The organism is Kitasatospora azatica KCTC 9699, from assembly GCF_000744785.1.
In the GTDB taxonomy this organism is placed as follows: Bacteria; Actinomycetota; Actinomycetes; order Streptomycetales; family Streptomycetaceae; genus Kitasatospora; species Kitasatospora azatica.
The window spans coordinates 1,405,185-1,416,070 of record NZ_JQMO01000003.1; the positions used below are offsets into that span (position 1 = coordinate 1,405,185).

Sequence of the window (10,886 nt, forward strand, 5' to 3'; positions counted from 1 at the left end):
GGTACGTACGGATGAACCTGCTGCTCGCCGAGGTGGCCCAGGCCACCCAGCGGTTGGCCGCGGCCGGCGTGCCGTCGCCGCGCTTCGACGCGGAGGAGCTCGCCGCACACATCCACCACGTCAAGCGCAGCCAGCTGCACACCGTGAAGGACGCCGACTTCGACGCCCGGTACTGGGAGGCCGTCTCCCGCCGGGAGGCCCGCGAGCCGCTGCAGCACATCACCGGGCGGGCGTTCTTCCGCTACCTCGAGCTGGAGGTCGGCCCCGGGGTGTTCGTGCCCCGGCCGGAGACCGAGACGGTGGTCGAGTGGGCGATAGAGGCCGTGCGCGAGATGGACGTGGCCGAGCCGCTGGTGGTGGACCTCTGCTCGGGCTCCGGCGCGATCGCGCTGGCCCTGGCCCAGGAGCTGCCGCGCTCCATCGTGCACGCCTTCGAGCTGGACGAGGGTGCGCTGAAGTACACCCGGCGCAACATCGACGCCAGCAGCGACCGGGACCGGGTCACCCTGCACGCCGGGGACGCCACCCTGGCCTTCGCCGAGGACCGCTCCTGGGACGGCCGGTTCGACCTGGTGATCAGCAACCCGCCGTACATCCCGCTGACCGAGTGGGAGTACGTGGCCCCCGAGGCCCGCGACCACGACCCGCAGATGTCGCTCTTCTCGGGTGAGGACGGCCTGGACACCATCCGCGGCATCGAACGGGTGGCGGCCAGGCTGCTGCGCCCCGGCGGCGCGGTGGTGATCGAGCACGCGGACACCCAGGGCGGGCAGGTGCCGTGGATCTTCAACGAGGAGGGCGGCTGGACGGACACCGCCGACCACCGTGACCTGAACGGTCGTCCGAGGTTCACCACCGCCCGCAAGACCTCGCTGTGACGACTGCTGTGACTACCGCTGTGACTTTCGTTGTGACTTCCAAGAGGGGACTGCACCGATGAGCCGCCGTTACGACTGTGCCGATGCCGGCGACCGTGCCACCGGGCTGCGCGAGGCCGCCTCGGCGATCCGCCGCGGCGAGCTCGTCGTGCTGCCCACCGACACCGTGTACGGGATCGGCGCGGACGCCTTCAACGCGGAGGCCGTGGCCGGTCTGCTGGCCGCCAAGGGCCGCGGCCGCGACATGCCCTCGCCGGTGCTGGTCGGCTCGCCGACCACCCTGCACGGTCTGGTCACCGACTTCTCCGAGAAGGCCTGGGAGCTGGTCGACGCCTTCTGGCCGGGCGGCCTGACCCTGGTGGCCCGTCACCAGCCGTCGCTGCGTTGGGACCTGGGCGAGACCCGGGGCACCGTCGCGGTCCGGATGCCGCTGCACCCGGTCGCCATCGAGCTGCTCAACGCCACCGGTCCGCTCGCGGTCTCCAGCGCCAACAAGTCCGGCCAGCCGGCCCCCAGCGACTGCGAGGACGCCGAGTACCAGCTGGGCGACTCGGTCGCGATCTACCTCGACGGCGGCAAGACCGAGCACGGCCAGGCCTCCTCGATCGTGGACGTCACCGGCAAGATCCCGGTGCTGCTGCGCGCGGGTGCCGTCAGCCTCGAGCAGCTGAGGGAGGTCGTCCCCGACCTGGAGGCCGGCAGTTGACGGCCTCGCTGCACCCCGGTCTCGACCCCGGCTGGGTGACGGGCGCACTGGCCGCCCGGCACCGGCCGGCCGACAGCTTCCGGATCCTCTTCGTCTGCACCGGCAACGTCTGCCGGTCGCCGATCGCCGAGCGGCTGACCCGGCACGAGCTGGACGCCCGGCTGGACGCCCGGGCGGCCGGCCGGATCCTGGTGGAGAGCGCCGGCACCTGGGGCCACGAGGGCGCCCCGATGGAGGCGCACGCGGCCACCGTGCTGGACGAGTACGGCGTGGACAGCCGCAACTTCGCCGGCCGTGAGCTGCTGGACGAGCACGTGGTGCTGGCCGACCTGGTCCTGACCGCGACCCTGGACCACCGCGCACAGGTGATCTCGATGGGCCACGCGGCGGGCCTGCGCACCTTCACGCTCAAGGAGTTCACCCGCCTGGTGCGGCTGATAGACCCGGCCACGCTGCCCGCGGTCGGCCAGGGCGCGGAGGTCGCCGAGCGGGCCCGGGCGCTGGTCCGGGCGGCCGCCGCGCTGCGCGGCTGGCGACCGGCCGCCAACCCCGAGGCGGACGAGGTGGACGACCCCTACGGCGCCCCGATCGGCATGTTCCGCAACTGCGGCGAGGAGATATTCGACGCGCTGGACCCGGTGATGACCGCACTGACGGGTGTACCGGGCCCGCGCCCTCAGGACAGTCCCGGCGCGGCGTCCTAGGCTGGTTTCCACCGCCCCAAGGCCCCGGAGCGCCGCCATGACCCTCACCGATGCCGCGCACGGTCTCGAACAGCACCGCCACTGGGAGCCCGCCGAGGCCCTGCGCACCGCCGATCCCGAACTGGCCGACCTGCTCTCGGCGGAGGCCGAGCGGCGGGCGAGCGGACTGCAGCTGCTGGCGGGGGAGAACCTGGCCACCGAGGCGGTGCGGGCCGCGCTGGCCGGCCCGCTGATCGACAAGTACGCCGAGGGCTACCCGGGCCACCGCCACCACACCGGCTGCGCGGTGGCCGACGCCACCGAACTGCTCGCGGTCTCCCGGGCCCGCACCCTGTTCGCCGCCGAGCACGCCAATGTGCAACCCCGCTCCGGGACTTCGGCGATGCTGGCGACCTATGCCGCGCTGCTGCGGCCCGGCGACGCGGTGCTGGCGATGTCGCTGGAACACGGCGGCCACCTCTCCTGCGGGTCGAAGGCCAACTTCTCCGGGCGCTGGTTCGACTTCATCGGCTACGGGGTGCGCGAGGAGGACGGCCTGGTCGACCTGGACCAGGTCCGCGAACTGGCCAAGGCGCACCGACCGAAGGCGATCATCGCCGGCTCGATCTCCTACCCGCGGCACCTGGACTGGGCGGCCTTCCGGGAGATCGCCGACGAGGTGGACGCCTACCTGATCGCCACCGCCGCGCAGACCACCGGCCTGGTGGCGGCCGGCGCGGCCCCCTCCCCGGTGCCGTACGCCGACGTGGTGGTGGCGGCCACCCACAAGCTGCTGCGCGGCCCGCGCGGCGGCCTGCTGCTCTGCACCGAGGAGCTGGCCGAGCGGGTGGACCGGGCGGTCTTCCCGTTCACCCAGGGTGGTGCGGCGATGAACGAGGTGGCGGCCAAGGCGGTGGCATTCGCGCAGGCGTCCACGCCGGAGTTCGGTGCGTACATCCGGCGTGCGGTGGACGGTGCGCGCGCCCTGGCCGGCTCGCTGGCGCTCAGCGGGGTCCGGCCGCTGACCGGTGGCACCGACACCCACCTGGTCACCGCCGACGTCGGCCCGCTGGGCCTGACCGGCGCGCAGGCCGAGCGGCGGTGCGCCGCGGCCGGGCTGCTGCTCGGCAAGTGCGCGCTGCCGTTCGACCCGGCGCCGGCCGCCGAGACCTCCGGGATCCGGCTGGGCACCGGGACGGCGGCGGCGCTCGGACTGGGCGCCGCCGAGCTCGGCGAGGTCGGTGAACTGATCGGTGCCCTGCTCAGCGGGGGTGAGCAGGCCGCGGTGGCGGCCCGAGTGCGGGAGTTGGCGGGCGGCGTGAGCCAGGAAGGCGCCCGGTAGAGCGAACCGCGATGCACGCACCGCGCGTCCGACTCAATAAGCTGTGTGCCGTGGCGACGCACCTCGAACCCCTCACCCGTGCGGGAGTACCTTCCGTACGCACCTGTCTGCGCGCGCGGAAGGAGGCTGTCGGTGCGTGAATACCTGCTCGTGCTGTTCTGCACGGCCGCCGTCACCTACCTGCTGACCGGGCCGGTGCGGAAGTTCGCCATCCTGGCGGGCGCGATGCCGCCGGTGCGCGCCCGCGACGTGCACCGCGAGCCAACCCCGCGGCTCGGCGGCATCGCGATGTTCGGCGGGCTCTGTGCCGGACTCCTGGTCGCCTCCCAGCTCCACAACCTGGCCAAGGTGTTCCAGAACGACTCGTCCGACATCCGGGCCTTGCTGTCGGGGGTCGGGATCATGTGGGTGCTCGGCGTGCTGGACGACAAGTGGGGCGTGGACGCGCTGGTGAAGCTGGGCGGCCAGATGATCGCCGCCGGCGTGATGGTCTACCAGGGCATCACGGTGATCTCGCTGCCGGTGCCCGGCGTCGGACCTGTCGCGCTCAGCCCCACCCTGGGCATGGTGATCACGGTCGCCCTGGTGGTCGTCATGGTCAACGCGGTGAACTTCATCGACGGTCTGGACGGCCTGGCCGGCGGCATGGTCTGCATCGCCGCGATGGCCTTCTTCCTGTACTCCTACCGGCTCTGGTACGGCTACCAGATCAGCGAGGCGGCGCCCGCGGTGCTGTTCAGCGCGCTGCTGATCGGGATGTGCCTGGGCTTCCTGCCGCACAACCTGCACCCGGCGCGGATCTTCATGGGCGACTCCGGCTCGATGATGCTGGGCCTGATGCTGGCGGTGGCCGCGGTCTCGGTGACCGGCCGCGTCGACCCCGACCTGATCACCGCGCAGACCGGCGGATCGCAGACCACCACCACCCACATCCTGGTGCCGATCTACATCCCGCTGCTGCTGCCGCTGGCCGTGATCGCGCTGCCGCTGGCCGACCTGCTGCTCGCCGTGGTGCGGCGCACCTGGGCCGGGCGCTCGCCGTTCGCCGCCGACAAGCAGCACCTGCACCACCGGCTGCTGGAGATCGGGCACTCGCACAGCCGGGCCGTGCTGATCATGTACTTCTGGGCCGCGCTGATCGCCTTCGGCACGGTGGCCTTCTCGGTCACCAACACCGGGCGCACCGTGGTGCTGGCCTGCGCCGGGTTCTGCCTGGTCGGCCTGGTGGCGCTGCTGCTGCCGTGGTTCAAGCCGAAGGCGCCGGCCGGCGTGCAGTCCTTCGTGCCGCCGCGCTACCGCCGTGGCGGCACGGCCCGGCGGGGCGCGGCCGTCACCGTCGAGGCGGTCGAGACGCCCCGCGGTGCGCAGCCCGCGCCGGCCGTGAGCGAGCTGTCCGCCGCGGACCGGGATATCCTGCGGGGCAGCGGCGCCACCGCGCTCGGCAGCAGGAGCGGCGACCGGCCGTGAGACCGGGCCGCTTGGGCTGCCGAGCGGCGCTCAGGCCGAGCGCGGCACCGTGATGGCGGTGAGCGCCAGGCCCTGCTCGGTCAGCCAGCGGCCGGTGAAGCCGGTCAGCTGGCGGCCCTCCACTACCGGCGCCGGGACCAGCAGCTGGGCCGTGAACCCGCCCTGCGCGTCGAAGGTGAGCGAGGCCTCCTCGAAGTCCAGGAACACGTGGGTGAGCGGGAACCAGGCCTTGTAGACGCTCTCCTTGGCGCTGAACAGCAGCCGGTCCCAGGGCACCTCCGGCCGCTGCGCGGCCAGCGCGCGCAGCCGGGGCAACTCCTCCGGCCTGGCGATCGCCTCCAGCACGCCCTCCGGCAGCGGCTCGGCGGGCTCGGCGTCGATGCCGATGGTCAGCACCTGGGACGAGCGGGCCAGCGCGGCCGCCCGGAAGCCCTGACAGTGCGTCATGCTTCCGACCACCCCTTCGGGCCAGCACGGCACGCCTCGAGGACCGGGCAGGATCGGCGCCGCGGGCACGCCGAGCTCGGCCAGCGCCCGCCGGGCGCAGAGCCGCACCGCGCGGAACTCGTCCTGGCGCGACTCGACCGAGGTGCTGATCAGCTCCTCCTCCGCCGGGGAGAGCCGCTCGGTCACCGGCCCCGCGCTGCGGTCGCTGACGCTCACCACCGACGACGGCAGGATCCGCCCGATCACGCCGCGCCCTCGGCCGGCGGCGCCGGAAGGATCCGCCGCAGGCCGGGCGTGCCGGAGCCGCGCCGCTGCCACTCACGCGGATAGCCCACTGAGACCTCCTCGAAGCGCACACCGTCGTACCAGGTGGTCCGGGGGATGTGGAGATGGCCGTAGACCATGACCTCGGTCCGGAACCTGGTGTGCCAGTCGGCCGTGGCGGTGGTGCCGCACCACAGGGCGAACTCCGGGTAATACAGGATGTCGGTCGGCGTGCGCACCAGCGGATAGTGGTTGACCAGGACCAGCGGCACCGACGGATCGCAGTCCGCCAGCCGCCGCTCGGTCTCGGCCACCCGGGCCCGACACCAGGCCTCGCGGCTCGGGTAGGGGTCGGGGTGCAGCAGGAACTCGTCCGAGCAGACCACCCCCACCTCGTGCGCGTGCTCCAGGGCCTGCTCCTGGGTGCGCGTGCCGGCCGGGCGGAAGGTGTAGTCGTACAGCAGGAAGAGCGGCGCGATCCGCACCGGCCCGCCCTGGCCGTGCCAGACCGGGTACGGATCCTCCGGTGTTATGACCCCGAGCTCCCGGCACAGGTCCACCAGCCGCTGGTACCGGGCGACCCCGCGCAGCTGCGAAGGGTCGTCGCCGTGCGACCAGAGTTCGTGGTTGCCCGGTGCCCAGATGACCTTGGCGAACCGCTCGGCGAGCAGCCCCAGGGCCCAGGCGATGTCGTCCACGATCTCGCTGACGTCGCCGGCGACGATCAGCCAGTCGTCCGGGGAGTGCGGCTGGAGCGCCTCGACCAGGGAGCGGTTCTCGGCGTAGCTGATGTGCAGGTCGCTGATGGCGAGGAGGGAACCGCCTCGCTCATCAGTGGTGTTCGTCACTGCGTGCCTTCCAGATGGTGCGGGAGCGGTCAGGCCTGAGTCTGGCGCCAGGCCCGGTAGGTGGCCGCGATGCCTTCACTGAGCGAGATCTGCGGCTGCCAGCCGAGGGCGGCCAGGCGACCGGTGTCCAGCAGCTTGCGCGGCGTGCCGTCCGGCTTGCTGCTGTCCCAGACCAGCTCGCCGGTGTAACCGACCGCGTCGGCCACCGTGCGGGCCAGCTCATGGATCGTCAAGTCGTAGCCGCAGCCCACGTTGACGGGTGCGTCGCCGTCGTAGCGCCGCAGCAGCACCTCGCAGGCGGCGGCCAGGTCGTCCGAGTGCAGGAACTCGCGGCGCGGCGTGCCGGTACCCCACAGGGCCACCTCGGGACGGCCCGCCTCCTTCGCCTCGTGGAAGCGGCGGATCATCGCCGGCAGCACGTGCGAGGTCTCCAGGTCGAAGTTGTCGCCCGGGCCGTACAGGTTGCCCGGCATCGCCACCACGTAGGAGGCTCCGTACTGCTTGCGGTAGGACTGGACCTGCACGATCCCGGCGATCTTGGCAATCGCGTACGCCTCGTTGGTGGGCTCCAGCGGCCCGGTCATCAGGGCGTCCTCGGTGATCGGCTGCGCTGTCACGCGCGGGTAGATGCAGCTGGAACCGAGGAAGAGCAGCCGCCGTACGCCCGCCGCGTACGAGCCGGCGATCACGTTCAGCTGGATGCGCAGGTTGTCCTCGATGAACTGCACCGGGTAGGTGCTGTTCGCCATGATCCCGCCGACCTTGGCGGCAGCGAGCACCACGGCGTCCGGGCGCTCTTGGCGCAGGAAGGCAGCGGTGGCGGCCTCGTCGCGCAGGTCGAGCTCGGCGCGGGTGCGGACGATGATCTCGTAGCCCGCAGCGGTCAGACGGCGGACCAGGGCGGAGCCCACCAGGCCGCGGTGGCCGGCCACGAAGATCCGGGCGGGCGGCGGCAGCAGGTCCTCGTGAAGGTCGGCCCTCTCCTGGTTGCTCATCGGTCCACCCGCACACCGACGCCGGCGACCTGGTTCTCCAACTGCTCGATGTCGGCGGCGACCATGATCCGCGCGAGCTCGGCGAACTTCGCCTGCGGGGTCCAGCCGAGCTGCTCGCTCGCCTTGGAGGCGTCCCCGATCAGCGCGTCCACCTCGGAGGGACGGTCGTAGCTGGGGTCGTAGCGCACGTACTCGCTCCAGTCCAGGCCGGCCGCGTCGAAGGCGACCTCGCAGAACTCGCGCACGGTGTGTGCCTCGCCGGTGGCCACCACGTAGTCGTCGGGCGTGTCGGTCTGGAGCATGCGCCACATCGCCTCGACGTACTCCGGCGCGTAGCCCCAGTCGCGGCGGGCCTCCAGGTTGCCCAGGTACAGCCGGTCCTGGAGGCCGGCCTGGATCCGGGCCACCGCGCGGGTGATCTTGCGGGTCACGAAGGTCTCGCCACGGCGAGGGCTCTCGTGGTTGAAGAGGATCCCGTTCACCGCGTGCATGCCGTAGGCCTCGCGGTAGTTGACGGTGGCCCAGTACCCGAAGACCTTGGCGCACCCGTACGGGCTGCGCGGGTGGAAGGGCGTCTTCTCGTTCTGCGGCGGCGGGGTGGCGCCGAACATCTCCGAGGAGGACGCCTGGTAGACCTTGGTCCGCACGTCGCTGGCCCGGATCGCCTCCAGTAGCCGCAGCGAGCCGAGCCCGGTGACGTCGCCCGTGTAGAGCGGCATCTCGAAGGAGACCCGGACGTGGCTCTGCGCGGCGAGGTTGTAGACCTCGTCGGGCTGTACCTCGCGCAGCAGGTTGACCAGCGCCACCCCGTCCGAGAGGTCCACGTAGTGCAGCTTCAGCCGGCGTCCGACGGTCTGCGGGTCCTCGTAGATGTGGTCGATGCGCTCGGTGTTGAAGCTGGACGAGCGCCGGATCAGGCCGTGCACCTCGTAGCCCTTTTCGAGCAGGAGCTCCGCGAGGTAGGAGCCGTCCTGACCGGTGATCCCGGTGATCACGGCCGTCTTCCGTGGCAGCTGAGACATCTGATGGGTCCTCATATCGTTCATGGGTCGGTGGGGTTGGGGCGATCGGCCGGGTGGGGCGGCCGGATGGGGTGGGGCGGCGGCTGGTACGGCCGCCGCCCCGGCACGGCGCGGGCGATTCAGCCGCGGACGCGCGCCAGGTACGCCTCGATCTCGTCCACCACCCGGATCGCGCCGCCGCCCTCGACGACCTCCTTCTGCATGACCCGGCAGCGCTCCTGCATCTCCTGGTCGGCGGCGACCTTCAGCACCGCCTCGCGCAGCGCCTCCGGGGTCACCTCGTCACCCGGGATCCGCAGCCCCAGGCCCAGCTCCTCGGTGCGGAGCGCGACCAGGTCGAGCTCGGCGGCCTGCGGCACCGCGACCAGCGGAGTGCCGTAGTACATGGACTCCATCGTGCTGCCCAGGCCCGAGTGGGTGACGAAGACCTGACCGTGTTCCAGCACCGCGAGCTGCGACGGGATCCGCTGCTTCACCTCGAAGTTCGCCGGGATCGGGCCGAGGTCGGCCGGGTCGACGTTCGGGCCGGTCGCGATGACGACGTTCCAGTCCAGGTCGGCGAAGGCGGCGATGGCCTTCTTGTAGAACTCTGCCCGTGCGTTCCAGACCGAGCCGAGGGTGATCAGCAGGGTCGGGTTGTCGTTCTGCGGCGGCTCCCAGTGCTCCTCGGTGCTGCGGTCGATCAGGCTGGGGCCGACGAAGACGAAGCGCTCGTCGAAGGTCTCCCCGGCCGGCTGGTAGGAGCGCGCCATGAAGACCAGGTTGAGGTCCTCGATCCCGTCGAGGATCTCCCCGGTCGAGCCGGTCGCGAGGTTGTGCGTCTCGCGGAACTCGGTGAGCCGGGTGAAGAACTCGACCAGCTTGGGGTGCTCGGGGGTGATCGAGGGGAACTCGCCGGCCAGCGCTTCGTTCAGCGAGTAGTGCTCGTTGGATGCGAAGAGCGGGATCGACTGCACCGCCGGGCAGCTCCACTTGGTGGCCAGCGCGCGGCCGGCGTGGTGCATCAGCGCGTCGTAGAAGAGCAGGTCGGGCTCGTCACCGACGAAGTGCGGCGCGGCGCCGGCCACGGCGGCCTCGTTCTCCAGCAGGAACTTCAGCGGACCGCCGGCCATCTCGTCGTCGGAGACCTTCTCCGGCGCGCTCTTCCCCTCCGGCCACGTGGAGGTGTAGTGCGCCACGGCCGCGCCGACCGAGGAGACCTTCTCGGTGAAGTCGGGGGTGGTGATGTAGGTGACCCGGTAGCCACGGCGCACCAGCTCGGCGACCACCACGAGGGTGGGGTTGATGTGGCCGTGGAAGGGCGCGTTGAGGATGGCTATGTGCTTGCTCACTGGTTCTGACTCCATGGGGCTGGTGCGGTTGTTGGTGCTTCGGTGATCAGGCGTTCTTGGTGTGCCGCGCGAGGTGGTCGGAGATCGTGCGGAGCACCGGCTGCTGCTGGGCCGCGAGATAGAAGTGGCCGCCCGGGAAGACCTCCAGCTCGAACGCCGCCGAGGTGTGCTCCTGCCAGGCCCGGGCCTCGTCGATGCTCGTCATCGGGTCGGCGTCGCCGGTGAGCATGACGATCGGGCAGTCGAGCTTCGCGCCGGGCACGTAGCGGTAGGCCTCGATCGCCCGGTAGTCGCTGCGCAGCGCCGGCAGGATCATCCGCAGCAGCTCCTCGTCCGAGAGCAGCTGGGCATCGGTCCCGTTGAGCCGCTGCATCTCGCGGATCAGGCCGTCGTCGTCCAGCGAGTGGACGTTCTCGTCCCGGTAGCGGTCCGGCGCCCGGCGCCCGGAGGCGAACAGGACCACCGGCGGGGCCCCGAGCTTGTCCTGGAAGCGCCGCGCCACCTCGAAGGCGAGAACGGCGCCCATGCTGTGGCCGAAGAAGGCCAACGGCCGGTCGGTCCACGCCTGGAGAGCGTCGAAGATCTGGTCCGCGAGCGGGGCGATGTCCTCGATGGACGGCTCACTGCGCCGGTCCTGCCGGCCCGGGTACTGCACGGCCAGCACCTCCACCGACGTCGGCATCGCGGCGGAGACCGGGAAGTAGAAGGTGCCCGAGCCACCGGCGTGCGGGAAGCACACCAGCCGGACGGCGGCCTCGGGGGAAGGGTGGTAGCGCCGAATCCAGGGATCGGTGCCCGCGGCAGCCACGGTCATGGTTCCGTCTCTCTTTTCGTCATGCTCGTCGGGTGAGGTGTTGCCTGGTGTGGTGCGGTGTGCTGAGGTGGCCGGCCGGTTCAGAGGAC

General features: G+C 71.7%; 11 protein-coding genes. 5 read left to right on the top strand and 6 right to left on the bottom strand.

The window, feature by feature from the left end:
• Positions 1-11: 11 nt before the first annotated feature.
• From prmC to BR98_RS17335, 5 genes are all read left to right on the top strand, one after another.
• On the top strand, positions 12-878 hold the full coding sequence (prmC, locus tag BR98_RS17315; protein WP_035845782.1) for a peptide chain release factor N(5)-glutamine methyltransferase: 867 nt from the start codon (positions 12-14) through the stop codon (positions 876-878).
• Between the two features lie 58 nt (positions 879-936).
• Positions 937-1,584: an L-threonylcarbamoyladenylate synthase gene (locus BR98_RS17320; protein ID WP_035845783.1), complete on the top strand. Its 648-nt coding sequence runs from the start codon at positions 937-939 to the stop codon at positions 1,582-1,584.
• 35 nt (positions 1,585-1,619) lie between these two features.
• A complete protein-coding gene (locus BR98_RS17325) occupies positions 1,620-2,288 on the top strand; it encodes an arsenate reductase/protein-tyrosine-phosphatase family protein (RefSeq protein ID WP_035852793.1) in 669 nt (222 codons plus the stop codon).
• A 37-nt stretch (positions 2,289-2,325) separates the two neighbouring features.
• Entirely contained in the window at positions 2,326-3,609 is a 1,284-nt protein-coding gene (locus BR98_RS17330) for a serine hydroxymethyltransferase (RefSeq protein WP_035845786.1), read from the top strand.
• Positions 3,610-3,741: 132 nt separating this feature from the next.
• Complete coding sequence (locus BR98_RS17335) at positions 3,742-5,076, top strand: MraY family glycosyltransferase (RefSeq protein WP_035845787.1); 1,335 nt, start codon at positions 3,742-3,744, stop codon at positions 5,074-5,076.
• Positions 5,077-5,106: 30 nt separating this feature from the next.
• Here BR98_RS17335 and BR98_RS17340 read toward each other — a convergent pair whose 3' ends face one another.
• The 6 genes from BR98_RS17340 to BR98_RS17365 all read right to left on the bottom strand — a co-directional run bounded on the left by BR98_RS17340 (position 5,107) and on the right by BR98_RS17365 (position 10,797).
• The gene (locus tag BR98_RS17340; RefSeq protein WP_035852796.1) at positions 5,107-5,769 is read right to left on the bottom strand and encodes a 4'-phosphopantetheinyl transferase family protein; all 663 of its coding nucleotides are present in this window, start codon (positions 5,767-5,769) and stop codon (positions 5,107-5,109) included.
• Complete coding sequence (locus BR98_RS17345) at positions 5,766-6,635, bottom strand: metallophosphoesterase family protein (protein ID WP_035845791.1); 870 nt, start codon at positions 6,633-6,635, stop codon at positions 5,766-5,768. Before BR98_RS17345 ends, BR98_RS17340 begins: the two co-directional genes overlap by 4 nt.
• 29 nt (positions 6,636-6,664) lie before the next feature.
• On the bottom strand, positions 6,665-7,630 hold the full coding sequence (locus BR98_RS17350; protein WP_051969874.1) for a GDP-L-fucose synthase family protein: 966 nt from the start codon (positions 7,628-7,630) through the stop codon (positions 6,665-6,667).
• Positions 7,627-8,652, bottom strand: a complete 1,026-nt coding sequence (gene gmd / locus BR98_RS17355; protein ID WP_035845793.1) for a GDP-mannose 4,6-dehydratase — start codon at positions 8,650-8,652, stop codon at positions 7,627-7,629. Before gmd ends, BR98_RS17350 begins: the two co-directional genes overlap by 4 nt.
• A 119-nt stretch (positions 8,653-8,771) precedes the next feature.
• A complete protein-coding gene (locus tag BR98_RS17360; RefSeq protein ID WP_051969876.1) occupies positions 8,772-9,983 on the bottom strand; it encodes a macrolide family glycosyltransferase in 1,212 nt (403 codons plus the stop codon).
• Positions 9,984-10,029: 46 nt separating this feature from the next.
• A complete protein-coding gene (locus BR98_RS17365) occupies positions 10,030-10,797 on the bottom strand; it encodes a thioesterase II family protein (RefSeq protein WP_035845798.1) in 768 nt (255 codons plus the stop codon).
• Positions 10,798-10,886 lie beyond the last annotated feature (89 nt).